Consider the following 23,251-nt stretch of genomic DNA (forward strand, 5'->3'; position numbering starts at 1 on the left):
CCGCGAGTGCGGCTTATTCCGGGCGCCTTAGCGTTTGCGGAAGGCCTTGGCGTCGGCCGCCATGCCGGCGGCCCAGTCGTCACTCGCCTCGGCGGGCGGAGCCTCGAACGGCAGACTTCCCGCGACGCCCCGGATCGCCAGCCACAGGGGCAGGGCGTAGTGGCCCAGCATCCGTAGCGGCCGGCGCTTGTCCGTCACGTCCCAGCCCGCGTCCTCGAAGGCGAATACCTGCTGCGCCGGCGGCTTCCGATCGATGCCGTCCCAGTCCGCGGGCAGATCGGTCGCTTCGGCTTCGTCGACGGTCAGGCCGAAATTCGCGCGACAGGTCTCGTCGATCTCGGGGATTCCGGCGCGGGCATCTGGTTCGGCCAGCGACGGCTTCATCAGGGCGCGGGTCTCGAGGTCGGCGATGCCAGGCAGGTCGATCAGGCGGCGCAAGGGCTGGGTCATGCGGGCAGGGTAGCGGTCGAGGCGGGCGTCGCCAATGTGCGTGGTTGGAGACGCTCGCTTGAGGCTCGCTCTTCACCATGACGAACAGAGGTACGATCATACACTGCCCGTCATCCCGAGGAGCGATCCATCAGGATCACGTCTCGAAGGATGCAACCCTGTCGCTCCCGGCGATTTGCCGGTATCCAGAGCCCGCATACCCCCCGGAGGCGCCCATGGCCGGCCTGAAAGACAAACGCGGTTTCATCGACAAGGACCGGCTGGACCTCTCCGAGCGTCAGGCCGTCGAATACTGGATGAAGCGCTGGGGCGTGACCCGGGAGCAGATCACCGCCGCCCACCGCGCCGCCGGCCGCATGACCAAGGACATCGCCGCCCATCTGGGAAAGAAGCGATAGGGCGATCAGAGGGCGTTTGCTGGGGAAAACCCGCTATTTCCCTGCGTCCCTCGGACGCGCGACGGCCCTTGCGCTTGAACGGCGCGGCGAAGCGGCCACATATCATTCACAAAGGCCGCCCAGTGTAGGGCGTCCTGCGCGGCGCCACTGTTGCAGGGCCGCGCTGAGGAGAATGGTATGACCGACATCCGTACGCTTCCGGTGTTGCCGCTTCGGGACATCGTGGTGTTTCCCCACATGGTCGTTCCCCTGTTCGTCGGGCGCGACAAGTCGGTGCGCGCCCTCGAAGAGGTGATGCGCGGCGACAAGCAGATCCTGCTGGCCACCCAGAAGAACTCGGCTGACGACGATCCCGTCACGGATGACATCTACGATGTCGGCGTGGTGGCCACCGTGCTCCAGCTGCTCAAGCTGCCGGACGGCACCGTCAAGGTCCTGGTCGAGGGCAAGCATCGCGCCGCGGTGATCCGCTTCACCGATCGCGAGGACTACTACGAGGCCGAAACCGCTCTCATCGAAGAGGACGGCGGCGAGGAGCACGAGGCGGAAGCCCTGTCGCGCGCCGTGGCCGAGCAGTTCGAGAACTACGTCAAGCTAAACAAGAAGATTCCGCCTGAAGCCCTCGCGTCGATCCCGCAGATCACCGAGCCCGGCAAGCTGGCCGACAGCATCTCCGCGCACCTGTCCGTCAAGATCGGCGACAAGCAGCAGCTGCTGGAAATCTTCAATGTCGTGAAGCGCCTGGAGAAGGTTTTCGCCCTTATGGAGGGCGAGATTTCCGTCCTGCAGGTCGAGAAGAAGATCCGCTCGCGCGTGAAGCGCCAGATGGAGAAGACCCAGCGCGAATATTATCTCAACGAGCAGATGAAGGCGATCCAGCGCGAGCTGGGCGACCAGGACGACGGTCGCGACGAACTCATCGAGCTCGAAAAGCGCATCAAGAAGACGCGTCTGAGCAAGGAAGCCCGCGTCAAGGCCGAGGCGGAGCTGAAGAAGCTGCGCAACATGAGCCCGATGTCGGCCGAGAGCACGGTGGTGCGCAACTACCTCGACTGGCTGCTGTCCATCCCGTGGGGCAAGGCCAAGCCGAAAAAGATCGACCTCGCCCGCGCCGAAGCGATCCTGGAAGAGGATCACTACGGTCTGGAGAAGGTGAAGGAGCGCATCCTCGAGTATCTGGCCGTTCAGGCCCGGACCAACTCGCTCAAGGGCCCGATCCTCTGTCTCGTCGGCCCTCCGGGCGTCGGCAAGACCTCGCTCGGAAAGTCGATCGCCAAGGCGACCGGGCGTGAATTCGTGCGCCTGTCGCTCGGCGGCGTGCGCGATGAGGCCGAGATCCGCGGTCACCGCCGCACCTACATCGGCTCGATGCCCGGCAAGGTCATTCAGTCGATGAAGAAGGCCAAGGCGGTCGATCCGTTCTTCCTGCTCGACGAGATCGACAAGATGGGCAGCGACTATCGCGGCGACCCGTCCTCGGCCCTGCTGGAAGTGCTCGACCCGGCGCAGAACTCGACCTTTGCCGACCATTATCTGGAGGTGGATTACGACCTGAGCCAGACGATGTTCGTCACCACGGCCAACAGCCTGAACATGCCTCAGCCGCTGATGGACCGGATGGAGATCATCCGTATCCCCGGCTACACTGAGGATGAGAAGGTCCAGATCGCCCTGCGTCACGTCCTGCCGAAGCTGACGAAGGACCACGGTCTGACGCCGGCCGAATTCGTGGTGCCCGAGGACGCGATCAAGGACCTTATCCGTTACTACACCCGGGAAGCCGGCGTGCGGTCGCTGGAGCGGGAACTGGGCAACCTGGCCCGCAAGGTCGTCCGCGATCTCGCGCGCGAGGGCGTCGAGTCGATCACCATCGATGACGAGCGCCTGGCGAAGTACGCCGGGGTCAAGAAGTACCGCTACGGCGAGACGGACGAGGAGGACCAGGTCGGCATCGTCACCGGACTGGCCTGGACCGAGTTCGGCGGCGACATCCTGACCATCGAAGCCATCCGCATGGCCGGCAAGGGACGGATGTCGATCACCGGCAACCTCAAGGACGTGATGAAGGAGTCGATCTCGGCGGCGAACAGCTATGTTCGCTCACGGGCCCCGGCGTTCGGCATCAAGCCTTCGGTGTTCGAGAAGACCGATATCCACGTCCACGTTCCGGACGGCGCCACACCCAAGGACGGTCCGTCTGCCGGTGCGGCCATGGCCACGGCCATGGTCTCGGTCCTGACCGGCATTCCGATCCGCAAGGAGATCGCCATGACCGGCGAGATCACCCTGCGCGGCCGCGTGACGGCCATCGGCGGGCTGAAGGAAAAGCTGCTGGCCGCGCTGCGGTCGGGCGTGAAGACGGTGCTGATCCCCCAGGAGAACGAGAAGGACCTGGCCGACGTCCCCGAAAACGTGAAGCGGGATCTGGAAATCATCCCGGTCTCTACGATCGATCAGGTGCTTGCGCTGGCCCTGATTGGCCCGCTCACGCCGATAGAATGGACGGATGCGGACGAATCGATTGCTGCACCTGCGAAGGTCGATGAGGCCGCCGACGACGCCGTGATCACCCACTGAAACTGAGTTATCAACGATAATGTGGGCCGCCCGGGTGAATCCCGGGCGGCCTTTCGTTTGACGCAGGGGCGCCATCCGCCATAATCCCTTGCAGGCGAACGGCTCACCCTTGGGGGGAACGCCGCGCCGCACAACACATGGCTGGGAGAAATCAATGACCAAGGCCGAACTGGTCGCCGCTATCGCCGATGGCGCGGGTCTCAATAAAACGCAGGCCGCCGCGGCGCTGCAGGCGTTCGTCGACTCGGTGACCGCATCGCTCAAGAAGGGCGACGACGTTCGCCTGGTGGGCTTCGGCACCTTCAAGGCCGTGAACCGGGCCGCCGGCACCGCGCGTAACCCGCGCACCGGCGAGACCGTCTCGCGTCCGGCCTCCAAGACCGCCCGTTTCCAGGTCGGCGAAGGCCTGAAGACCACCCTGAACGGCTAACCGCCGCTTCAAGGTCCTGAAGATCGCGAGAGGCGGTCGCCGACATGGCGGCCGCCTCTTTGCTTTTCCGGATCGCCGAGTGCGTTTAGAAGGCCCCTGAGGGCGGCTAGCTCAGCTGGTCAGAGCATCTCGTTTACACCGAGAGGGTCGGGGGTTCGAACCCCTCGCCGCCCACCACCCTTCGCCCTGCGGGCTTCGGGCGGCAAACCACCGGGAACCGCATCCTGGGCGAAGGCGTGTCGCCCGAAGCCCTGGCGAAAGGGGACTGTCTCCGCGTCACGGCGATCCAATCGCGGCGCCCGCGCGTATTTCTCCCATGATCGCGCTGATCCTTCTCGTTTCGCTCGGCCTGTCGGTGGCCATGATGCTCGTCTGGGCCTTCCAGCGGGCCGTCAACAACGGCGGCTGGACCGACGTGGGCTGGACCTTCGTCACCGGGGCCGCGGGCGTCGCCTACGCGCTATGGCCGCTGGATGGCGTCGTCTCGTCCCGACAGATGCTTTGCGCGGGCCTGATCGCGCTCTGGTCGCTGCGCCTCGGCATCCATCTCGCTCGCCGGGTGGGCGGATCCCCGCACGAGGACGCCCGTTACGTCCGGTTCCGCAAGGACTGGGGTCCACGCTTCCAGGCGCGGATGTTCAGCTTCCTGCAGACCCAGGCGGTCGCCGGCGCGCTTCTGGCGCTGGCCGTGCTGGCCGCCGCGCGGAACCCCTCTCCGGGTCTTGGCTGGCAGGACGCCGCCGGGGCCGGGCTGATGTTGCTGGGCATCCTCGGGGAGACCCTCGCCGACGCACAGCTGGCCCGCTGGAAACGCGACCCGGCCAACCGGGGCGGCATCTGCGAGGACGGCCTGTGGAGCTGGTCTCGGCATCCCAACTACTTCTTCGAATGGCTCGTCTGGCTGGCCTGGCCGCTGATCGCTATCGCGCCGGGTCACCCCTGGGGCTGGAGCGCGCTGATCGGCCCCGCGTTCATTCTGCTGTTGCTTCTGAAGGTGTCGGGTCTGCCGCCTCTGGAAGCCGCCATGCTGCGCTCCCGCGGCGATGCCTGGCGCGACTACCGGCGGCGCGTTTCCGCCTTCGTCCCGTTGCCACCGAAAAGGGATCGTCCATGAGCCTGCTGTCCGCCGCCATTCACGCCGCTGAAGGGCTGCCTGCGCCTGACGCCCTGCGTCGCGCGGCTATCTCCTGGCTGGTCGAGGGGCAGCGACGCGAGCTGCTGGCGCTCCCGGAGGGCGCGGCCGCCGACTTTGCGCGCGACATGCGGGCCCGGCCGATCGCAGAACACGTCGAGGCCGCCAACGACCAGCACTACGAACTGCCGCCGGCGTTCTTCCGCCTCGTTCTGGGGCCGCGCCTGAAATATTCGAGCTGCCTGTACCGCACGGGCTCCACCCTCGCCGAAGCAGAAGAGATCGGTCTGGCGGAAACCTGCGCGCACGCCGATATCGCGGACGGCCACCGGATTCTCGAACTGGGCTGCGGCTGGGGCTCGCTAAGTCTGTGGATGGCGGAGCGCTATCCGCAGGCCACGATCACGGCCGTATCCAATTCCCACGGTCAACGCCGCCACATCGAGGCCCAGGCCCGGGAGCGTGGCCTGACCAACCTCACGGTCATCACCTGTGACGCCAACCTGTTTGAGCCGGCCGGGAAGTTCGACCGTATCGTCTCGGTGGAGATGTTCGAGCACATGGCCAACTGGGACCAGCTCCTGGGTCGGGCCCGGACCTGGCTGGAGCCGGAGGGGCGGCTGTTCCTGCATGTCTTCTCCAGCCAGACCGCGCCCTATCGCTTCACGCATGAGGATCCGTCGGACTGGATCGGGAAATACTTCTTCACCGGCGGCTTCATGCCCAGTCATGACCTGATCCGTGATTTCGGCGACATCTTCACCGTCGAGGCGGACTGGCGCTGGAACGGTCGCCACTACGAGAAGACTGCTCTGGACTGGCTGGCCAACATGGATCGCCACGATCTCGAGATCCGCCGCATCATGCGCGACGTCTATGGCGAGGACGCCGACCTGTGGCGGCGGCGCTGGCGTCTGTTCTTCCTCGCGACGGCCGGCCTGTTCGGCCATCGCGGCGGAGAAGAATGGGGTGTCAGCCACTATCGGCTCAAACCCGCCTAGAGCATCGCTTCCACTTCGGCTTCGGCGGAGCGGCTGGCCATGTCGGCGCTGATCGCCGCCCCCAGCTGGGTGGCTGCGTCGCGGAAGGCCGGTTCGGCCAGCAGTCGCGTCACGGCTTCGGCGATCTTCTCCGGCTTCGCATCGCGTTCGAGCATCAGGCCGGCCCCTCTGGCTGTCACCCGCTGGGCGTTGTCACGCTGGTCGCGCAGACCCGGCGTCACCAGCAGCGGCAGTCCTGCCATCAGGGGCCGGATCACCGAACCGTGGCCGCCGTGGGTGATGAACAGCGCCGCCTTGTCGAACAATGCTCCATGCGGCGCGTGAGTAACCACATGGACGTTATCCGGCGCTGGAAAATCCGCGGGATCCAACGCGGGGCCGACGGTCACTAGGGCGCGCACACTCAGCGTCCCAAGGGCCTCGATGATCCGGCCCAGCAGGCCTTCCTGGGCTTCGTAAAGGCCGGATGAGGTGACCACGACCAGCGGACGCGCATCGTAGTCAGACCAGGGTGACTCCCACGTTCCGGCATGGACGGGATCGCCGACATAGGGACCGACATAGCGGAACGGCTCGGCCAACGGCTCGGGCGCGAAGTCGAACGCCCGACTTGTCCCCAGCAGGATACGCCGGGCCACACCGATCTGGTCGAACAGGTCGGCCAGCGGCGGCAGGCCGAGCCCGTCGCGCGCGGCGTTGAGGTCGGGCAGCCCGGCCTGGAAGAGCATGCGCGTGGTCTGGGTGACCATCTGGTGCAGCATGACGTCCTGATCGCCCGCGGCGGGCGCCATGCCGGCCCCGAACGGCGGCAGGCCGGGCAGGGTGGGGAAGGGCCAGACATTGGCGCAGAACAGGGCCAGGGGAACACCGCTCGCCTCGGCCGCCATCATCGCGCCGAACAGAAGCTCCTGCGTCACCACCGCATCGAAAGCCGCCGAGTCGAGGGCCTCGAGCACATCCCGGGCATAGAGGGCCGCAGGACCGGCGATCAACCGGCCGCAGAGGTTCTGGATGCCGGCGGCCGGATTATCGGCCTCCCAATCGCGCAAAAGATCGCTGGCGGCCGTCTTGTCGGCGCGGGAGGGCGCGTGTCGCCACGGCCGGAATGGCAGACCGAACGCTTCGGCCTCCGACGCGTTGCACGAGTCGCTGATCAGCAGCACCTGATGTCCACGATCTTGCAGGCCGCGCGCGACCAGCATCATCGGCTGGACGTGGCCGCCGCCTTCCCAGGTGGTGAACAGATATCGCGCCATGGGTCCCTCGCTGTCTCTGGCCTAGCGGGTCAGGCGGGGCTTCGGCAAGGCCGTTGACGGAGTTCCGAAAAGTGATATCACTTTGATACCAACTCTGGAGGGGCCGATGGCCGAACATGGAAGCATCAATCGCACCGGCGAACGGGTCGGCGGCGGCGTCAACGGCGGGCTGATCCTGCTCGCCATGCTGGGTCTGCTGGCGCTCGGCGTCTGGCTTCTCAGCCACATTGAACAGGACGGCGGCGCGCCGCTGGGCGTGCTCGGCATCATCACCGTCGGCCTGGCTGCGTTCGGCTTCGCCGGCTTCTATTCGCTGCAGCCCAACGAGGGCGCGGCCATTACCCTGTTCGGCAGCTACAAGGGCACCGACCGGACCACCGGCCTGCGCTGGGTCCTTCCGTGGTTCGGCCGCAAGAAGATCAGCCTGCGGGTGCGCAACGTCACCAGCGAGATGCTCAAGGTGAACGACAAGCGCGGCAACCCGATCGAGATCGCCGCCAACGTCGTCTGGCGGGTCGAGGACTCCGCCCAAGCGCTGTTCGACGTCGACGACTATGCCGCCTTCATCAATATCCAGATCGAGACGGCCCTGCGCGAGACGGCCCGGCACTACGCCTACGACCACGCCGAGGACGACGAGCCGACCCTGCGGGCGGACGCCGAGATCGTCGGCGACAAGCTCAGGGAAGATCTGCAGGCCCGCGTGTCGGTCGCCGGCATCGCGGTCGACGAGACCCACCTGATGCACCTGGCCTACGCGCCGGAGATCGCCGGGGCCATGCTGCGGCGCCAGCAGGCGGAAGCCGTTCTGTCGGCGCGGCGCACCATCGTCATGGGCGCGGTCAGCATGGTCGAGAGCGCGCTGCAGCAGCTGAGTGAGCGCGGCGTCGTGCATCTGGATGACGAGCGCAAGGCGACCATGGTCTCCAACCTGCTGGTCGTGCTCTGCGGGGACCGCGACGCCCAGCCCGTGGTCAATACCGGCACGCTCTACGGGTGACGCGTGGCCAGTCCCGGCAAGCGTAACTTTCTTTTGCGGGTGAAGCCCGAGGTGCTCGACGCGGTCGAGCGCCTCGCGGCGGCCGAGCTGCGCAGCGTCAATGCGCAGCTCGAAGTGCTGTTGCGCGAGGCTCTGGCCCGGCGCGGCGGCGTTCGCAAGGATCCTGAGCCGCGCTGAGTCTAGCCGCGGGTCTCGGCGAACCGGTCGATCAACAGGCGCAGACCCGGCTCCTCAACCATGCGCGCGGCTTCGAGGGCGGGAACCCAGCGACGCTGGCGCTGCCGACGCTCTGGCCAGTCTTTGGACTCGTCCTCGACAGCCAGCGGGTAGACGTCGACCCGGCAACGCTGCGGCGGGCCGGATTTCATGCGCTTGTGATAACGGAACGCGCCGATCGGGGTGTCCAGCACCGCGCCCCGAACCCCGGCCTCTTCCCACGCCTCCTGGGCGGCGGCGTCATGGGCGGCCAGGGTGATCATCGGCCAGCCCTTCGGGATGACCCAGCGCCGCGTCTCCCGCGAGGTGATCAGCAGTATCTCGAGGCCGTCCTTGCCCTGTCGCCAGGGCAGGGCGGCGTACTGCTGGCGGTGACCGACCCAGTCCAGTCCACGCAGCCGCTGACGAACGCGCCCGAAGAAGGTGCGTCCCTGTCGCACACGGGACCGGAGGGTCTGGAGCAATCGATTTCCTTCGAATCAACACGTTAGCCGGCAAGGATCGGCCCCGCTTCGTCGTTGGTCCATAGATGACAGAGCCGCGGGCGCGGGCGTGCGGGATGGCAATTTCGGAGGGAAATGGCGCGAATGACGGGACTCGAACCCGCGACCTCCGGCGTGACAGGCCGGCGCTCTAACCAACTGAGCTACATCCGCATAGATGCCCGCCTCGCGGCGAGGGGCGTCTGATAGGTGCGTCCCTTGGACCTGTCAACCGGTCAGGACGGGATCAGATAGTGAAACGGAGCCGCCGGTCCGGTGGCGAGGCCGAGCGCGCCCCAGATCCCCGTAATCGCGAGGCCCGCGACGAAGAAGGCGATAGCGTAGGGGAGGAGGGTCGACAGCAGGCCCCCCACGCCAAGGCCCGGCCGCCAGCGCTGGGCAAATCCCAGCACCAGAATAAAATAGGGGTTCATCGGCGACATGATGACGAGGCTCGAATCGCCCATCCGATAGGCGGCGGTTGTCATCCACGGGCTGACGCCCAGCAGCATGAGCATCGGCACCAGCACCGGCCCGAGCGCCGCCCACTTGGCGGACGCCGAGGCGATGAACATGTCCAGCCCGGCGCCGAGAATCGTCACCCCCATCAGGATCAGCGCCAGCGGCAGGCCGGCGGACTTGAGCGCGTCTGCTCCGCCGATGGCGGAGATGGCCCCGAGGTTCGACCAGTTGAACATGGCGATGAAGTGCGAGGCGACGAAGGCCAGCACGATGTAGGGCGCCATCGCCGCGATCGACTCGCCCATGTAGCGGACCACGTCGCTGTCCCTGCGGATCAGGCCGGTCCTGAAGCCGTAGACACAGCCGCTGAGCAGGAACAGCAGGAAGAAGCCGGCGACCAGCGAACGGAAGAACGGCGTCCAGCGGGCGGGACCTTCGGCGGTCATGTCCTGCAGCGGCGCGCCCGGCGCCAGCGCCAGCGTCGCCCAGAGCAGAATGACCGCCAGCGCCGCCAGGCCAGACCACAGGAGCGCGCCGCGCGGAGCGGCGGGCGGCGGAGCGCTCTCGTCCGGCGTGGCGACGGCCGCCGGGCTCCAGACGCCCAGGCGCGGCTCGACGATCCGGTCCGTGATCCACCAGCCGACGAGGATGAACACCAGCCCGCCGGTGGCGGTGAAGTACCAGTCTCCGGCGAGATTTGCCGTCCAGTGCGGGTCGAGCAGCCGGGCGGCCGGCTCGGTGAAGCCGAGAATCAGGGCGTCGAACTGGCCGGGCAGGGGATTGCCGGCGAACGAGGCTATGGCGGCGGCATAGGCGCAGGCCAGGCCCGCGATAGGGTTGCGGCCAGCGGCGGCGAACACCACCGCGGCCAGCGGCGGCAGGACGACGATCCCCGAATCAGCCGCGTGGTTTGAAAGGAGCCCGATCAGCAGCACCATCGGCGTCAGCAGGGCCTTCGGGCTGGCCCTGACCAGCGCCTCGATGGCCGCCGTCAGCAGACCGACCCGCTCGGCGACCCCCGCGCCCAGCATGACCAGCAGCACCAGGCCCAGGGGCGCGAAGCCTGTGAAGGTCTTGGCCATTTCCGTCAGCAGGGACCGGATGTTTTCCGCGGAGAGCAGACTCTTGGCGACCAGAACCTCATGCGTGACAGGGTTTGTGGCGCTGACGCCCAGCGCCGCGCAGATCACGCTGGCGACGATCACGCCGCCGATCAGCCAGAGGAAGATGAACACCGGATCCGGCAACCGGTCGCCGAGCCGTTCGACGGCATCGAGAATCCGGATTCCGAGTGGACGTTTGGACACGGCAGACACCCCCCGGCGGCACCCTGAATCGAACGGGCTGAAGGGAAGTCAGCATGGGGCCTCACGTATCGCAAGGGCCACGCAGGGTGGTTCGCCCCGATGGCGCGACCTTGGCCTTGTTGCGTCGCGGTTACCCAGGATGAGGTGCAATTGTCGACGTCCTGGTGAGCAGCGCGGCGGGCAGGCGTCGAACCACGCAATAGTCCGTTTGAACCCCTCACGGCCTTGGGCTAGAAGGGCCGCGACTCCTTACCGGGAAGCCCATGGACGCCTTTCTCCTCCAGTACCTGCCGATCGTGATCCTGCTGGGGATCGCGGCGGCGCTCGGCGTGGCCTTCATCCTCGCCGCCGCCGTGTTCGCGCCGAGCGCGCCGGACACTGAAAAGCTCTCCGCCTACGAATGCGGATTCAACGCCTTCGATGACGCGCGGATGAAGTTCGACGTCCGGTTCTACCTGGTCTCGATCCTGTTCATCATCTTCGACCTCGAAGTGGCCTTCCTGTTTCCGTGGGCCGTGACGCTGATGAAGCTGCCGCATGACCAGAGCATCTTCGCCTTCTGGTCGATGATGGGTTTCCTCGGCGTGCTGACCGTCGGCTTTGTCTACGAGTGGAAAAAGGGAGCCCTGGAATGGGAGTGATCGTTCCCGCCGGCGTCCCGGCGCTCTCCGCCGGCCGCTCGGTCGTCGAGGGCTATGACCCCAAGGTCCACGACCCGTACTTCGACGGCGTCTCGCAGCAGCTGGCCGACAAGGGCTTTGTCACGGCCGCCGCCGACGACCTGATCACCTGGGCGCGCACCGGCTCGCTGATGTGGATGACCTTCGGGCTCGCCTGCTGCGCGGTCGAGATGATGCAGGCCTCGATGCCGCGCTATGACCTCGAGCGCTACGGTTTCGCGCCACGCGCCAGCCCGCGTCAGAGCGACGTGATGATCGTCGCCGGCACCCTGACCAACAAGATGGCTCCGGCCCTGCGCAAGGTCTACGACCAGATGCCGGAGCCCCGCTACGTCATCAGCATGGGCAGCTGCGCGAACGGCGGCGGCTATTACTATTACAGCTACAGCGTCGTGCGCGGCTGCGATCGCGTGGTGCCGGTGGACATCTATGTCCCGGGCTGCCCGCCGACCGCCGAGGCGCTGGTCTACGGCGTGCTGCAGCTGCAGAAGAAGATCCGCCGCACGGGGACCATCGAGCGATGAGCACGGACCTCGAGGCGCTCGGCCAGGGCATCGTCGCCAACAGCGCCGGCGCGATCACCACCTTCGACGTGGCCTTCGGCGAGCTGACCGTCACCGGTCCCGCCGGCCGCGTGCTGGAGGCGCTGACCTTCCTGCGCGACCACCCCGACTACCGCTTCCACCAGCTGGTGGACCTTTGCGGCGTCGACTACCCGGAACGGCCGCTGCGGTTCGACGTGGTCTATCACCTGCTCAGTCTGGTGAAGAACCACCGCATCCGGTTGAAGGTGCAGACCGACGAGGACACGCCCGTCCCCAGCGTCGCCGGCGAGTTCCCGGCGGCCAACTGGTTCGAGCGCGAGGCGTTCGACATGTACGGCATTTTCTTCAGCGATCACCCGGACCTGCGCCGGCTGCTGACCGACTACGGTTTCCACGGCCACCCGCTGCGGAAAGACTTCCCGATGACCGGCTATGTCGAGGTCCGCTACGACGACGAGCTGAAGCGGGTGGTCTACGAGCCGGTCAAGATCGCCGAGTTCCGCCAGTTCGATTTCCTGTCTCCCTGGGAAGGCGCGACCTACGCCCTGCCGGGCGATGAAAAGGCGGTCAAATAGCCATGGCCGACAAGCCCGCACCGATCCGGGGGGCGGTCGCCTTCTTTCTGGTGACCTTCTCGACGGCCTTCCTGATGACCGTCGGAGCCAGGCTGACCAACTGGTTCACCGACGCGCCGAAGATGGCCAATACCGAGACGACCGGCGTGTCGATCATGGTCGCGGTCGTCACCCTGGCGCTCGGCTTCAGCCTGCGACGCATGACGCTGATGGAATTCCGCAGCGCCTTGCTGGGCGGCGCGGCGGTGCTGCTGGCGATAAGCCTGTCCGGCGCGGTCAACACCGACAGCCTGACCGGCGTGTTCACCTTCATTTTCCTTCTGGGCCTGCTGCTGCTTCTGGCCGGCCTGTTCGTGTCCTGGCGCATGGGCGCGCGTGGGATTGGTGAGAACGATGACTGACGTTTCGACCGTCCCGGCGATCCCGGAAACACCGGTCCGCAAGTTCAACATCAACTTCGGCCCGCAACACCCGGCCGCGCACGGCGTGCTGCGGCTGGTGCTGGAGCTGGACGGCGAGGTTGTGGAGCGGGTCGACCCGCACGTCGGACTGCTGCACCGCGGCACCGAGAAGCTGATGGAGGCCCGCACCTACCTCCAGAACATCCCGTACTTCGACCGCCTCGACTACGTCGCGCCGATGAACCAGGAGCATGCCTTCTGTCTGGCCATCGAGAAGCTGCTGGACGTGGACGTGCCGAAACGCGGCTCGATCATTCGCGTGCTCTACAGCGAGATCGGCCGGATCCTGAACCATCTGCTGAACGTGACGACCCAGGCCATGGACGTCGGCGCCTTGACGCCGCCGCTCTGGGGCTTCGAGGAGCGCGAGAAGCTGATGATCTTCTACGAGCGCGCCTGCGGCGCTCGCCTGCACAGCAACTACTTCCGTCCCGGCGGCGTCCACCAGGACCTGCCCGAGGCGCTGATCGAGGACATCGACCGCTGGGCTGTCGCCTTCCCGAAGGTCTGCGACGACATCGAGACGCTGATCACTGGCAACCGCATCTTCAAGCAGCGCAACGTCGACATCGGCGTGGTGAAGAAGGAAGACGCCATCGCTTGGGGCTTCTCCGGCGTGATGGTGCGCGGTTCTGGCATCGCCTGGGACCTGCGCCGCAACCAGCCCTATGAGGGCTACAGCGAGTTCGAGTTCGACATCCCGCTGGGCGTCAACGGCGACTGCTACGACCGCTACCTCTGCCGCATGCAGGAGATGCGCGAGTCGACGAAGATCATCCGCCAGGCCTGCGCCATGCTGCGCGGGACGCCGGGCCCGGTGATGACGCTCGACAACAAGGTTTCGCCGCCGCGCCGCGCCGAGATGAAGGCGTCGATGGAAGCGCTGATCCATCACTTCAAGCTCTACACCGAAGGCTTCCGCACGCCGGAAGGCGAGGTTTACGCCTGCGTCGAGGCCCCCAAGGGCGAGTTCGGCGTTTTCCTCGTCAGCGACGGCACCAACAAGCCCTACCGCTGCAAGATCCGCGCGCCGGGCTTCCCGCATCTGGCGGCGATGGACTTCCTAAACCGGGGCCACATGCTGGCCGACGTCAGCGCCATCCTCGGCAGCCTCGACATCGTGTTCGGGGAGATCGACCGGTGACACCTGCCGAAGTCGCCCAGGCCCAGCTCGACGCCTACAACGTCCAGGATCTGAACGCTCATTGCGCCTGTTTTGCCGATGACATCGCGGTCTACGACCTGAACGGTGAGCAGAACCTGCAGGGCATCGAGGCCTACCGGGACCGCTACAAGGGCGTGTTCGCCCAGTTTCCGCAGAACCGGGCGGAGCTCGTCGCGCGGATCGCCATCGGCAACACCGTCATCGACCACGAACGCGTTTCGCGCGGCCCCGAAGGCCCCGCTTTCGAGGTCGCCGCCATCTACACCATCGCGGACGGCAAGATCGCCCGCGTTGATTTCGTGAAAGCCTGACGCATGTCCGTCCGTCGTCTCGCCAAAGAGCAGCCCGCAAGCTTCGACTTCAGCAAGGACACGCTGAAGACCGCCCAGTGGTGGATCGCCAAGTACCCGCCCGAGCGCAAGCAGTCGGCCGTGTTGCCGATCCTGTGGCTGATCCAGAAGCAGGAAGGCTGGGTCTCCGAGCCCGCCATCCGCACCGTTGCCGAGCTGCTCGGCATGCCGGTCATCCGCGTGCTGGAAGTGGCGACCTTTTACACCATGTTCCAGCTGGAACCGGTTGGAAACGTTGCCTTTGTCCAGCTGTGCGGCACCACGCCCTGCATGCTGTGCGGCGCCAATGACCTGAAGAAGGTCCTCTACGAGAAGATCGGCCCCAAGAACCATGTCTCGGCCGACGGCAAGTTCAGCTGGGAAGAGGTCGAGTGCCTGGGCGCCTGTTCAAACGCCCCGATGGCCGCGATCAACGACTACTATTACGAGGACCTGACGCCGGAGAGTCTGGCGACGATCCTTGACGAGTTCGCGGCGGGCAAGAAGCCCAAGCCCGGCTCGCGCATCGGCCGGGGGGCTTCGGAGCCGCACGGCAAGATCCAGACCCTGCTCGAACCGAAGCTTTACGACGGCTCGGCGGGGAAGAAGATCAAGATCCCCAACCTTCCTGAAAAGCCGAAGAAGGCGAAGAAGGAGCCGGCGGCTTGATGGATGACGCCGACCTGAACGCAAAGCGGATCGCCTACATCGACCAGCTCCGGTCGCTGTATCGCCGTGAGCGGCTGGTCGGTTTCTTCCTGATCCTGGCCGGTTTTCTGCTGATCCTGCCCTCCTGGGGCATCTACACCTGGTCCCACACCCTGATCGCGATCGGATACGGCCTGATCGCCCTCGGATGGGTCCTTTTCATCTACGTGATCTGGCGCCGCACCGCCTGGCGGCGCGCCAATCCCTTCGATCCGAAAGCCTGAAGCACCATGGTCGGCATCCTCGAAGACAAGGACCGCATCTTCACCAACCTCTACGGGCTCCAGGACTGGGGTCTCGAAGGGGCGAAGAAACGCGGCTGCTGGAACGGCACCAGGGACATGATCGACGCCGGCGGCGCGTGGATCATCGACAACATCAAGCAGAGCGGCCTGCGCGGTCGCGGCGGCGCCGGCTTCGGCACCGGCCTGAAGTGGTCGTTCATGCCCAAGGAAGTGAAGGACGGGCGTCCCCACTACCTGGTCGTCAACGCCGACGAGTCCGAGCCCGGCACCTGCAAGGACCGGGAGATCATGCGCCACGATCCGCACCTGCTGATCGAGGGCTGCCTGATCGCCTCGTTCGCGATGCAGGCGCACGCCTGCTACATCTACATCCGCGGCGAATATGTGCGCGAGCGCGAGGTGCTCGAGGCGGCGATCAAGCAGGCTTATGAAGCGAAGCTGATCGGCAAGAACAACGTCCATGGCTGGGACTTCGACCTCTACGTCCACCACGGAGGCGGGGCCTATATCTGCGGCGAGGAAACCGCGCTGCTCGAGAGCCTCGAGGGCAAGAAGGGCCAGCCCCGCCTGAAGCCGCCGTTCCCGGCCGGCGCTGGCCTCTATGGCTGCCCGACGACCGTCAACAACGTCGAGAGCATCGCCGTCGCCGGCACCATCCTGCGTCGCGGCGCCGGCTGGTTCGCAGGCTTCGGCCGCCCCAACAACACCGGCACCAAGCTGTTCTGCGTTTCCGGGCATGTGAATCTGCCCTGCAACGTCGAAGAGGCGATGAGCATCCCGTTCAAGCAGCTGATCGAAGACCACTGCGGCGGCATCAAGGGTGGCTGGGGCAATCTCAAGGCCGTCATCCCGGGCGGCTCTTCGGTCCGCATGATCCCGGCCCACGAGGCCGAGGATGTGCTGATGGACTTCGACTCCCTGTCGGCTCTCAAGTCCGGCCTGGGCACCGCGGCGGTCATCGTCATGGACAAGTCCACCGACCTGATCCGCGCCATCGCCCGGCTGAGCTATTTCTACAAGCACGAGAGCTGCGGCCAGTGCACGCCGTGCCGTGAAGGCACGGGCTGGATGTGGCGGGTGATGGAGCGCATGGCCACCGGCGAGGCGGACATGAAGGAGATCGACATGCTCCTCGACGTCACGACCCAGGTCGAAGGCCACACCATCTGCGCCCTCGGCGACGCGGCGGCCTGGCCGATCCAGGGTCTGTTCCGCCATTTCCGTCACGAAGTCGAAGACCGCATCACCAGCTACCGCGCCGGCAAGCCTCACGTTCAAGGGGCAAGCCTGATCGCGGCGGAGTAGGGCCATGGACTATGTCATTCGGGCGGTGATCGCCTTCGTTCCCGTTGTCGCCCTGACCGTCGTTGGTCGGCAGCTGGGCTATCGCGGCATCTGGCTGGCCATCCCCGGCCTGCTGACCGTGCTGTTTGCGATCTTCTGGTCCCTGGCCCTGATCAAGTTCGTGCTGGGTGGCGCACCCGTGACCGCGACCGGATTTCTCAAGGCGATGGTCCCGGGCCTGCAACAGGCCGTCTGGTCCGCTGTCACCATCATTCTGGTGCTGCTGGCGATCTTCGGCGTCAGCCCGGCGGTCAAATCGCCCACCGCCTCGGCGGAGTAGGCGCTTGGCCGAGCCCCACGAGCTCGACATCGAACTGTCCTCGCCCGCGGAAGAGCGGACGTGGCTCAAGTCGACGGCGCTGTGGTCGGTGCTGGGCGGGGTCGCCACCATCATCACCGCGAGCACGGCCGTGCTGGCGGTCTATGTCGGGCTCGACCAGGTGCGGGTCGCCCGGCAGGTGCAGATGACCGAGTCGACCTATTCGAGCTGGGCCACCTTCATCCAGGTCACCATCTCCAATCCGGAGCTGGCCTGCCCGAATACCGACAAGGCCTATCAGGCCCTGCTGGAGCGTCCCGACCCGGCGTCGAAGGTCGGCGGCGCCTATCGGGAACGTTACGCCGCCTACAGCGACATGATGTTCACGACCTTCGAGCAGATCCTGCAGATGGCGCCGGACGATCCGCGCTGGGCCTTCATCATCGCCGAGCGGGTCCAGTGCCATGCGCCGGCCATCCGCGCCCTGCAGGCCCAGCCGGCCTATACCCAGCGCTATTCCTGCCAACTGCGGCAGGTGATCGCCGGCGCGCTCGACCAGGCGGTTCCGACCTGCCGCAAGGACGCGCTGTGAGCGTCCGCATCCACCCCCTGCAATGCGGCGAGATCACCGCGCCGGCTGAGGTCTTTCAGGAGGACCTGACTGGCCCGCGCACCGTGCCGGTGATGGCTTATCTGATCGCGCACCCGACCCGTGGATACGCCGTGTTCGACACCGGCCTGCGCCCGGATATGGACGGCAAGCTGCTGTTCGGCGACTACGCCTGCAGCCTGCCGAAAGGACATGATCTGGCTTCGCGCCTGCGAGCCATCGACGTCGATCCGGGCAAGGTCGAACGGCTGGTCGCCTCGCACGCTCACTTCGACCACCTGGGCGCCGCCGATCTGCTGCCGAACGCCGACATCTACATTCATGCTGCGGAGCTGGACCGGTCGCTTGCCGATCATCCGAAGGCGCACGGTCGACGGGCGCTGGAAATGGGCCATCGCCGCGTCCTGACCGGCGCCTCGCATGACCTGTTCGGCGACGGCAGCTGCGAGCTTTTCCATACCCCCGGCCACACCTGCGGCCACCAGTCGTTGCGGGTGAAGCGGGCAGGGGGGCATGACGTTCTGGCCGGCGACGCCTGCTATTTCTGCGAGACCCTGGAGCCGCTCGGCGTGCAACCGCACCCCGAGGATCGAGAGGTCTATCTCGCGACTCTGACACGTCTGAGGACCATGGCGCGCGACGGGGATTTCATCGTTCCGGGCCACGATCTGGGCTTCCTGGACGCGATCCCGGCGACCAGCGCCGTGACCACGGCGTTTTCCCCCGTTTCGAGGCTCCCGAATGGTTGACGCGAGGCGTGAAGCGATAGAGACAGCGCACCAACGCGGCTCCCGTTCCAACGGGGGCCGGCGCGCCCATGCTCAGGTAGTGCAGCCCATATGCCCATAGCCAAGGTCAACGGCGTCGAGGTCGAGTTCGAGCCCGGGATGACGGTCCTGCAGGTGGCCGAGCTGGCGGGCGAGGAGATTCCGCGCTTCTGCTATCACGAGCGCCTCTCGATCGCCGGCAATTGCCGCATGTGTCTGGTTGAAGTGAAGCCAGGCCCGCCCAAGCCGCAGGCCTCCTGCGCGCTGCCCGCCGCCGAGAACCAGGAGATCTTCACCAACACGCCGATGGTCAAGAAGGCCCGCGAAGGCGTGATGGAATTCCTGCTGATCAACCACCCGCTGGATTGCCCGATCTGCGACCAGGGCGGTGAGTGCGACCTGCAGGACCAGGCCATGGGCTATGGCCGCGACGGAAGCCGTTACGCCGAGAACAAGCGTGCGGTTGAAGAGAAAGAGATGGGCCCGCTCATCAAGACCGTGATGACGCGCTGCATCCAGTGCACCCGCTGCGTGCGGTTCATCACCGAGGTCGCGGGCGTTCCCGAGATCGGCCTGATCTCGCGCGGCGAAGACGTTGAAATCACGACCTATCTGGGCGCAGCGGTGACCAGCGAGCTGTCGGGCAACGTCAACGACCTGTGCCCGGTCGGCGCCCTGACCCACAAGCCCTGGACCTTCAACTACCGGCCCTGGGAGCTGAAGAAGACCCAGAGCGTCGACGTGATGGACGCGCTCGGCAGCGCGGTGCGCATCGACAGCCGAGGCGCCCAGGTGATGCGGGCCCTGCCGCGGGTCAACGAGGACATCAACGAGGAGTGGCTGAGCGACAAGAGTCGCTACGCCGTCGACGGCCTTGGCCGTCAACGCCTCGACCGGCCGTACGTTCGGGTGAACGGCAAGCTCGCGCCGGCGACCTGGGGCGAGGCCTTCGCCGCCGTCGCCGGCAAGATCAAGGCGACGGCGCCTGAGAAGATCGGCGTGATCGCCGGCGACCTGCAGGACGCAGAGTCGATGAAGGCCGCGCTGGACCTGTTCGGCGCGCTGGGCGTGAAGAACCTCGACAGCCGCCAGGACGGAACCGCGCTCGGCGCCGGGCCGCGCGAGAGCTGGCTGTTCAACACGACACTGGCCGGCATCGAGCAGGCCGACGTGGTGCTGCTGGTCGGGACCAACCCGCGCCTCGAGGCGCCGGTGTTCAACGCCCGTCTTCGCAAGCTGTGGCTGACCGGCAAGACCCGCTTCGGCGTGATCGGCCAACAGGCCGACCTGACCTACGACTACGACTATCTGGGCGCTGGTCCGGCCTCGATCACAGGTCTTGCCAAGTCGAAGTCGGACTTCGTGACCGCCCTGAAGACCGCCAGGAACCCGGCCATCATCATCGGTCAGGGCGCGCTGGCTCGGGCAGACGGCGGCGCGGTGCTGAAAGCGCTGGCCGGCGCCGCGAAGAGCTTCAACATTGTCCGCGAAGGCTGGAACGGCTGGAACGTGCTGCACGCGGCCGCCGGCCGCGTCGCCGGTCTCGATCTCGGCTTCCTGCCGGGCGAGGGCGGTCTGGCGACGGGCGAGATGCTCAAGCCGGGCGCGCTGGACCTGCTGTTCCTGCTGGGCGCCGACGAATGCGAGGCCTCGGCCTCCGGCGCCTTCACGGTCTATCTGGGTAGCCACGGCGACCGTGGAGCCCACAAGGCCGACGTCATCCTGCCGGGCGCCGCCTATACCGAGAAGAACGGCCTGTACGCCAACACCGAGGGCCGGGTGCAGATGGGCGAACGCGCGGTGTTCCCCAAGGGCGAGGCCAAGGAAGACTGGTCGATCCTGCGCGCACTCTCCGAACATGTCGGCGCCAGGCTGCCCTACGACAGCCTCGACCAGCTGCGCCTGAAACTGTTCGCCGACCATCCGACCTTCGGCCAGATCGACTACGCCCCGGGATCGACCCCGACGGTGTTCGACCTTTCCGCCGTCGGCGACGCCGGCAAACTGTCCGACGAGTCGTTCGCGGCCGCCGTGACGGCCTTCCACCTGACCAACCCGATCGCGCGCGCCAGCGTGACCATGGCCGAATGCGCGGCCCTGGCCTCCGGCGCCGTCAAGATGGCCGCGGAGTAGGCGAGTGCCCGAGCAAGCCGTCTCCCCCCTTCTCTGGTTCGGACTGGCCGTCGGCCAGATCGCGCTCGTCCTGATCTGGGTGCTGCTCAGCCTGGCGTTCCTGCTGTGGGGCGACCGCAAGGTCTGGGCCGGCGTGCAGATGCGCAAGGGCCCCAACGTGGTCGGGCCATTTGGCCTGTTCCAGTCGTTCGCCGACTTCCTGAAGTTCGTGCTGAAGGAAATCGTCATCCCGGCCGGGGCCGACAAGATCGTGTTCCTGCTGGCCCCGCTGCTCAGCTTCGTGCTGGCGTTCGGCGCCTGGGCGGTGATCCCGCTGGCGCCCGGCTGGGTGATCGCCAACGTCAACGTCGGCATCCTGTACCTGCTGGCGATCAGTTCCCTGGGTGTCTACGGCATCATCATGGGCGGCTGGGCCTCCAACTCGAAGTACCCCTTCCTCGGCGCCCTGCGGTCGGCGGCCCAGATGGTCTCCTATGAGGTCTCGATCGGCTTCGTGATCATCACCGTGATCCTGCTGGCCGGGACGATGAACCTCAGCGAACTGGTGACGAAGCAGGCCGGCTGGTTCTGGAACTGGAACGTCTTCGGCGGCGGCCTGAAGAACCTGCCGATCGCTCTTGTGATGATCCCGATGATGGTCGTGTTCTACATCTCGGCCCTGGCCGAGACGAACCGCCCGCCCTTCGACCTGCCCGAGGCCGAGTCCGAGCTCGTGGCCGGCTACCAGGTCGAATACAGCTCCACGCCCTATCTGCTGTTCATGATCGGCGAGTACGCCAACATCGTGCTGATGTGCGCGATGCTCAGCGTGCTGTTCTTCGGCGGCTGGAATCCCGGCTTCCCGACGCCCTTCCTCGACAGCTGGCCCGCCACGGCCCAGAGCACCTTCTTCTTCCTGGTGTTCTTCGCCAAGATCATCGGCTGGTTCTTCATGTTCGCCATGGCCAAGGCCATCGTGCCTCGCTACCGCTACGACCAGCTGATGCGGCTGGGCTGGAAGGTCTTCCTGCCCATGACCCTCGTGGCGGTCATTCTGGTGGCCGGCTGGCGCGTCTACGGGGGAGGCCTCTGATGCGCACTGTCGCCGCCCTGTCCCTGCTGCTGATGCTCGGCGCCTGCGCCAGCCTCGAAGCCAAGGCCCAGAGCTACCCGCTCGGCCGCGGCCTGGTGACCTACGACGAGATGCGCCGCGCCAAGGCCCACTGCGCGGAAGCGGGGGGCGTCGTCCGGCCGATCAACGCCGGCGGCGACATGTCCCTGCTGTCCAACTACCTGTGCGAAATCCAGCCCAAGAAGGCCGCCCAATGATGATGCAGCGCATCGGACAGGCCATCAAGGGCGCGGCCATGCTGGACTTCGTGGGCGCCTTCGGGCTGGCCATGAAGTACCTGGTCGCCCCCAAGAAGACGGTCATCTATCCCAACGAGCGCGGTCCGCAGTCGCCGCGCTTCCGGGGCGAGCACGCCCTGCGCCGTTATCCGTCAGGGGAAGAGCGCTGCATCGCCTGCAAGCTCTGCGAGGCCGTCTGTCCGGCCCAGGCCATCTACATCGAGGCCGAGCCGCGCGCCGACGGCAGCCGTCGTACGACCCGCTACGACATCGACATGGTCAAGTGCATCTACTGCGGTCTTTGCCAGGAGGCCTGCCCGGTGGACGCCATCGTCGAGGGGCCGAACACCGAGTACGCCACCGAGACCCGTGAGGAGCTCTACTACGACAAGGCGCGGCTGCTGGATAACGGCGACCGCTGGGAGCGAGAGATCGCGAAGAACCTCGAAATGGACGCGGCCTTCCGATGACCCTGCAGGCGATCGCCTTCTACATCATGGCGGCGACGACGATCACGGCGGGTCTCGCCGTGGTCTTCGCGCGCAACCCCGTGCACTCGGTGCTGTTCCTGATCACCGCCTTCTTCAGCGCCGCCGGCCTCTTCGTCCTGATGGGCGCCGAGTTTCTGGCCATGCTGCTGGTCGTCGTCTACGTCGGCGCGGTCGCGGTGCTGTTCCTGTTCGTCGTCATGATGCTCGACGTCGACTTCACCCAGCTTCGTGAAGGCTTCTCGCGCTATCTGCCGGTCGGCGGACTGGTCGCCGGGGTGCTGGCGGTCGAGATGGTCATCGTGGCGACCAGGGTCGCGACCCAGGGCGCCGCCTCCGCGTCCACCGGGCCTGACGCCTCCGCAGGAACCAGTGTGACCAACGCCGAGGCCATCGGCCGGGTGCTCTATACCGACTACGTCTACTTCTTCCAGGCGGCCGGCCTCGTCCTGCTGGTGGCGATGATCGGGGCCATCGTCCTGACCCTGCGCCACAAGCCGGGCGTCAAGCGCCAGGTCATCGCCGACCAGAACGCGCGCACGCCTGCCACCGGCATGACGATCGTCGACATCAAACCCGGCGAGGGGATCAGCGAATGATTGGTCTGACGAACTACCTGACCGTCGCCGCGATCCTGTTCACGATCGGCGTCTTCGGCATCTTCGTGAACCGCAAGAACGTCATCATCATCCTGATGTCGATCGAGCTGATCCTGCTGGCGGTGAACATCAACCTGGTCGCCTTCAGCGTCTATCTGCACGACGTGGTCGGGCAGATCTTCGCGATGTTCGTGCTGACCGTCGCCGCGGCCGAGGCCGCCGTCGGCCTGGCCATCCTGGTGACCTTCTTCCGTAACCGCGGCGACATCGCCGTGGACGACGCCTCCGTGATGAAGGGCTGAC

The 23,251-nt window shown here is 66.4% G+C and carries 29 protein-coding genes and 2 tRNA genes; 26 read left to right on the forward strand and 5 right to left on the reverse strand.

The window, feature by feature from the left end:
• Nucleotides 1–27: 27 nt before the first annotated feature.
• A complete protein-coding gene (locus ACODSL_RS19225; protein ID WP_488902347.1) occupies nucleotides 28–450 on the reverse strand; it encodes a hypothetical protein in 423 nt (140 codons plus the stop codon).
• Nucleotides 451–665: 215 nt separating this feature from the next.
• Between ACODSL_RS19225 and ACODSL_RS19230 the strand changes: the two genes are divergently transcribed.
• From ACODSL_RS19230 to ACODSL_RS19255, 6 genes are all read left to right on the forward strand, one after another.
• Nucleotides 666–848, forward strand: coding sequence for a DUF3606 domain-containing protein (locus ACODSL_RS19230; protein WP_488902348.1), 183 nt, complete (start codon nucleotides 666–668; stop codon nucleotides 846–848).
• Nucleotides 849–1,025: 177 nt separating this feature from the next.
• The gene (lon, locus tag ACODSL_RS19235) at nucleotides 1,026–3,425 is read left to right on the forward strand and encodes an endopeptidase La (protein WP_488902349.1); all 2,400 of its coding nucleotides are present in this window, start codon (nucleotides 1,026–1,028) and stop codon (nucleotides 3,423–3,425) included.
• Between the two features lie 154 nt (nucleotides 3,426–3,579).
• Nucleotides 3,580–3,855, forward strand: a complete 276-nt coding sequence (locus tag ACODSL_RS19240) for an HU family DNA-binding protein (protein WP_488902350.1) — start codon at nucleotides 3,580–3,582, stop codon at nucleotides 3,853–3,855.
• 100 nt (nucleotides 3,856–3,955) lie between these two features.
• Nucleotides 3,956–4,032, forward strand: a tRNA-Val gene (locus ACODSL_RS19245).
• A gap of 139 nt (nucleotides 4,033–4,171) precedes the next feature.
• A complete protein-coding gene (locus tag ACODSL_RS19250) occupies nucleotides 4,172–4,969 on the forward strand; it encodes a DUF1295 domain-containing protein (protein ID WP_488902351.1) in 798 nt (265 codons plus the stop codon).
• Entirely contained in the window at nucleotides 4,966–5,988 is a 1,023-nt protein-coding gene (locus ACODSL_RS19255) for an SAM-dependent methyltransferase (protein ID WP_488902352.1), read from the forward strand. The genes ACODSL_RS19250 and ACODSL_RS19255 overlap by 4 nt, the downstream gene beginning before the upstream one ends.
• Here the strand turns inward: ACODSL_RS19255 and ACODSL_RS19260 are convergent.
• On the reverse strand, nucleotides 5,985–7,244 hold the full coding sequence (locus ACODSL_RS19260; RefSeq protein ID WP_488902353.1) for a glycosyltransferase: 1,260 nt from the start codon (nucleotides 7,242–7,244) through the stop codon (nucleotides 5,985–5,987). The two genes, ACODSL_RS19255 and ACODSL_RS19260, sit on opposite strands and share 4 nt — an antisense overlap.
• Before the next feature lie 106 nt (nucleotides 7,245–7,350).
• On the opposite strand from ACODSL_RS19260, the gene ACODSL_RS19265 reads away from it, so the two are divergent.
• The gene (locus tag ACODSL_RS19265; protein ID WP_488902354.1) at nucleotides 7,351–8,244 is read left to right on the forward strand and encodes an SPFH domain-containing protein; all 894 of its coding nucleotides are present in this window, start codon (nucleotides 7,351–7,353) and stop codon (nucleotides 8,242–8,244) included.
• 3 nt (nucleotides 8,245–8,247) lie between these two features.
• Nucleotides 8,248–8,421 carry a type II toxin-antitoxin system antitoxin gene (locus tag ACODSL_RS19270; RefSeq protein WP_488902355.1) on the forward strand — a complete coding sequence of 58 codons (174 nt, stop codon included), beginning with the start codon at nucleotides 8,248–8,250 and terminating at the stop codon, nucleotides 8,419–8,421.
• Nucleotides 8,422–8,423: 2 nt separating this feature from the next.
• Here the strand turns inward: ACODSL_RS19270 and ACODSL_RS19275 are convergent, their stop codons facing one another.
• The 3 genes from ACODSL_RS19275 to ACODSL_RS19285 form a co-directional block, all read right to left on the reverse strand.
• Entirely contained in the window at nucleotides 8,424–8,924 is a 501-nt protein-coding gene (locus tag ACODSL_RS19275; protein WP_488902356.1) for an NUDIX hydrolase, read from the reverse strand.
• A gap of 115 nt (nucleotides 8,925–9,039) precedes the next feature.
• Nucleotides 9,040–9,116 (reverse strand) — tRNA-Asp (locus ACODSL_RS19280).
• A gap of 62 nt (nucleotides 9,117–9,178) precedes the next feature.
• The gene (locus tag ACODSL_RS19285) at nucleotides 9,179–10,711 is read right to left on the reverse strand and encodes an AbgT family transporter (RefSeq protein ID WP_488902357.1); all 1,533 of its coding nucleotides are present in this window, start codon (nucleotides 10,709–10,711) and stop codon (nucleotides 9,179–9,181) included.
• Between the two features lie 263 nt (nucleotides 10,712–10,974).
• Here ACODSL_RS19285 and ACODSL_RS19290 point away from each other — a divergent pair, with 263 nt between their 5' ends.
• From ACODSL_RS19290 to nuoK, 18 genes are all read left to right on the forward strand, one after another.
• The gene (locus ACODSL_RS19290) at nucleotides 10,975–11,352 is read left to right on the forward strand and encodes an NADH-quinone oxidoreductase subunit A (RefSeq protein WP_488902358.1); all 378 of its coding nucleotides are present in this window, start codon (nucleotides 10,975–10,977) and stop codon (nucleotides 11,350–11,352) included.
• Nucleotides 11,322–11,915: a NuoB/complex I 20 kDa subunit family protein gene (locus ACODSL_RS19295; RefSeq protein WP_488902359.1), complete on the forward strand. Its 594-nt coding sequence runs from the start codon at nucleotides 11,322–11,324 to the stop codon at nucleotides 11,913–11,915. Before ACODSL_RS19290 ends, ACODSL_RS19295 begins: the two co-directional genes overlap by 31 nt.
• Nucleotides 11,912–12,511: an NADH-quinone oxidoreductase subunit C gene (locus tag ACODSL_RS19300; protein ID WP_488902360.1), complete on the forward strand. Its 600-nt coding sequence runs from the start codon at nucleotides 11,912–11,914 to the stop codon at nucleotides 12,509–12,511. The genes ACODSL_RS19295 and ACODSL_RS19300 overlap by 4 nt, the downstream gene beginning before the upstream one ends.
• A 2-nt stretch (nucleotides 12,512–12,513) precedes the next feature.
• On the forward strand, nucleotides 12,514–12,912 hold the full coding sequence (locus ACODSL_RS19305) for a hypothetical protein (RefSeq protein WP_488902361.1): 399 nt from the start codon (nucleotides 12,514–12,516) through the stop codon (nucleotides 12,910–12,912).
• Nucleotides 12,905–14,116 (forward strand): NADH-quinone oxidoreductase subunit D, encoded by a 1,212-nt coding sequence (locus tag ACODSL_RS19310; RefSeq protein ID WP_488902362.1) that lies wholly within the window; start codon nucleotides 12,905–12,907, stop codon nucleotides 14,114–14,116. The genes ACODSL_RS19305 and ACODSL_RS19310 overlap by 8 nt, the downstream gene beginning before the upstream one ends.
• Nucleotides 14,113–14,448 (forward strand): nuclear transport factor 2 family protein, encoded by a 336-nt coding sequence (locus ACODSL_RS19315; protein WP_488902363.1) that lies wholly within the window; start codon nucleotides 14,113–14,115, stop codon nucleotides 14,446–14,448. The genes ACODSL_RS19310 and ACODSL_RS19315 overlap by 4 nt, the downstream gene beginning before the upstream one ends.
• Nucleotides 14,449–14,451: 3 nt before the next feature.
• Nucleotides 14,452–15,135: an NADH-quinone oxidoreductase subunit NuoE gene (nuoE, locus tag ACODSL_RS19320; RefSeq protein ID WP_488902364.1), complete on the forward strand. Its 684-nt coding sequence runs from the start codon at nucleotides 14,452–14,454 to the stop codon at nucleotides 15,133–15,135.
• Nucleotides 15,135–15,398, forward strand: coding sequence for a hypothetical protein (locus tag ACODSL_RS19325; protein WP_488902365.1), 264 nt, complete (start codon nucleotides 15,135–15,137; stop codon nucleotides 15,396–15,398). Before nuoE ends, ACODSL_RS19325 begins: the two co-directional genes overlap by 1 nt.
• Nucleotides 15,399–15,404: 6 nt before the next feature.
• Nucleotides 15,405–16,724: an NADH-quinone oxidoreductase subunit NuoF gene (gene nuoF, locus ACODSL_RS19330; RefSeq protein WP_488902366.1), complete on the forward strand. Its 1,320-nt coding sequence runs from the start codon at nucleotides 15,405–15,407 to the stop codon at nucleotides 16,722–16,724.
• Nucleotides 16,725–16,728: 4 nt separating this feature from the next.
• The gene (locus ACODSL_RS19335) at nucleotides 16,729–17,043 is read left to right on the forward strand and encodes a hypothetical protein (protein ID WP_488902367.1); all 315 of its coding nucleotides are present in this window, start codon (nucleotides 16,729–16,731) and stop codon (nucleotides 17,041–17,043) included.
• 4 nt (nucleotides 17,044–17,047) lie between these two features.
• Nucleotides 17,048–17,614, forward strand: a complete 567-nt coding sequence (locus ACODSL_RS19340; protein WP_488902368.1) for a hypothetical protein — start codon at nucleotides 17,048–17,050, stop codon at nucleotides 17,612–17,614.
• Nucleotides 17,611–18,381 (forward strand): N-acyl homoserine lactonase family protein, encoded by a 771-nt coding sequence (locus ACODSL_RS19345; RefSeq protein WP_488902369.1) that lies wholly within the window; start codon nucleotides 17,611–17,613, stop codon nucleotides 18,379–18,381. Before ACODSL_RS19340 ends, ACODSL_RS19345 begins: the two co-directional genes overlap by 4 nt.
• Before the next feature lie 90 nt (nucleotides 18,382–18,471).
• Nucleotides 18,472–20,532, forward strand: coding sequence for an NADH-quinone oxidoreductase subunit NuoG (gene nuoG / locus ACODSL_RS19350; RefSeq protein ID WP_488902370.1), 2,061 nt, complete (start codon nucleotides 18,472–18,474; stop codon nucleotides 20,530–20,532).
• A 4-nt stretch (nucleotides 20,533–20,536) separates the two neighbouring features.
• On the forward strand, nucleotides 20,537–21,604 hold the full coding sequence (gene nuoH, locus ACODSL_RS19355; protein ID WP_488902371.1) for an NADH-quinone oxidoreductase subunit NuoH: 1,068 nt from the start codon (nucleotides 20,537–20,539) through the stop codon (nucleotides 21,602–21,604).
• A complete protein-coding gene (locus tag ACODSL_RS19360; RefSeq protein ID WP_488902372.1) occupies nucleotides 21,604–21,840 on the forward strand; it encodes a hypothetical protein in 237 nt (78 codons plus the stop codon). The genes nuoH and ACODSL_RS19360 overlap by 1 nt, the downstream gene beginning before the upstream one ends.
• Complete coding sequence (gene nuoI, locus ACODSL_RS19365) at nucleotides 21,840–22,331, forward strand: NADH-quinone oxidoreductase subunit NuoI (protein WP_488902412.1); 492 nt, start codon at nucleotides 21,840–21,842, stop codon at nucleotides 22,329–22,331. The genes ACODSL_RS19360 and nuoI overlap by 1 nt, the downstream gene beginning before the upstream one ends.
• Nucleotides 22,328–22,948, forward strand: a complete 621-nt coding sequence (locus tag ACODSL_RS19370) for an NADH-quinone oxidoreductase subunit J (protein ID WP_488902373.1) — start codon at nucleotides 22,328–22,330, stop codon at nucleotides 22,946–22,948. The genes nuoI and ACODSL_RS19370 overlap by 4 nt, the downstream gene beginning before the upstream one ends.
• Nucleotides 22,945–23,250, forward strand: coding sequence for an NADH-quinone oxidoreductase subunit NuoK (gene nuoK / locus ACODSL_RS19375; RefSeq protein ID WP_488902374.1), 306 nt, complete (start codon nucleotides 22,945–22,947; stop codon nucleotides 23,248–23,250). Before ACODSL_RS19370 ends, nuoK begins: the two co-directional genes overlap by 4 nt.
• The last annotated feature ends 1 nt before the right edge of the window (nucleotide 23,251 follow it).

This window comes from Caulobacter sp. FG121 (genome assembly GCF_057809815.1).

Coding starts and splice junctions, on each gene's coding strand:
- ACODSL_RS19225 (WP_488902347.1), bottom strand. CDS start 450: ATGACCCAGCCCTTGCGCCGCCTGATCGACCTGCCTGGCATCGCCGAC.
- ACODSL_RS19230 (WP_488902348.1), top strand. CDS start 666: ATGGCCGGCCTGAAAGACAAACGCGGTTTCATCGACAAGGACCGGCTG.
- lon (WP_488902349.1), top strand. CDS start 1,026: ATGACCGACATCCGTACGCTTCCGGTGTTGCCGCTTCGGGACATCGTG.
- ACODSL_RS19240 (WP_488902350.1), top strand. CDS start 3,580: ATGACCAAGGCCGAACTGGTCGCCGCTATCGCCGATGGCGCGGGTCTC.
- ACODSL_RS19250 (WP_488902351.1), top strand. CDS start 4,172: ATGATCGCGCTGATCCTTCTCGTTTCGCTCGGCCTGTCGGTGGCCATG.
- ACODSL_RS19255 (WP_488902352.1), top strand. CDS start 4,966: ATGAGCCTGCTGTCCGCCGCCATTCACGCCGCTGAAGGGCTGCCTGCG.
- ACODSL_RS19260 (WP_488902353.1), bottom strand. CDS start 7,244: ATGGCGCGATATCTGTTCACCACCTGGGAAGGCGGCGGCCACGTCCAG.
- ACODSL_RS19265 (WP_488902354.1), top strand. CDS start 7,351: ATGGCCGAACATGGAAGCATCAATCGCACCGGCGAACGGGTCGGCGGC.
- ACODSL_RS19290 (WP_488902358.1), top strand. CDS start 10,975: ATGGACGCCTTTCTCCTCCAGTACCTGCCGATCGTGATCCTGCTGGGG.
- ACODSL_RS19300 (WP_488902360.1), top strand. CDS start 11,912: ATGAGCACGGACCTCGAGGCGCTCGGCCAGGGCATCGTCGCCAACAGC.
- ACODSL_RS19305 (WP_488902361.1), top strand. CDS start 12,514: ATGGCCGACAAGCCCGCACCGATCCGGGGGGCGGTCGCCTTCTTTCTG.
- ACODSL_RS19310 (WP_488902362.1), top strand. CDS start 12,905: ATGACTGACGTTTCGACCGTCCCGGCGATCCCGGAAACACCGGTCCGC.
- nuoE (WP_488902364.1), top strand. CDS start 14,452: ATGTCCGTCCGTCGTCTCGCCAAAGAGCAGCCCGCAAGCTTCGACTTC.
- ACODSL_RS19325 (WP_488902365.1), top strand. CDS start 15,135: ATGGATGACGCCGACCTGAACGCAAAGCGGATCGCCTACATCGACCAG.
- nuoF (WP_488902366.1), top strand. CDS start 15,405: ATGGTCGGCATCCTCGAAGACAAGGACCGCATCTTCACCAACCTCTAC.
- ACODSL_RS19335 (WP_488902367.1), top strand. CDS start 16,729: ATGGACTATGTCATTCGGGCGGTGATCGCCTTCGTTCCCGTTGTCGCC.
- nuoG (WP_488902370.1), top strand. CDS start 18,472: ATGCCCATAGCCAAGGTCAACGGCGTCGAGGTCGAGTTCGAGCCCGGG.
- ACODSL_RS19360 (WP_488902372.1), top strand. CDS start 21,604: ATGCGCACTGTCGCCGCCCTGTCCCTGCTGCTGATGCTCGGCGCCTGC.
- nuoI (WP_488902412.1), top strand. CDS start 21,840: ATGATGCAGCGCATCGGACAGGCCATCAAGGGCGCGGCCATGCTGGAC.
- ACODSL_RS19370 (WP_488902373.1), top strand. CDS start 22,328: ATGACCCTGCAGGCGATCGCCTTCTACATCATGGCGGCGACGACGATC.
- nuoK (WP_488902374.1), top strand. CDS start 22,945: ATGATTGGTCTGACGAACTACCTGACCGTCGCCGCGATCCTGTTCACG.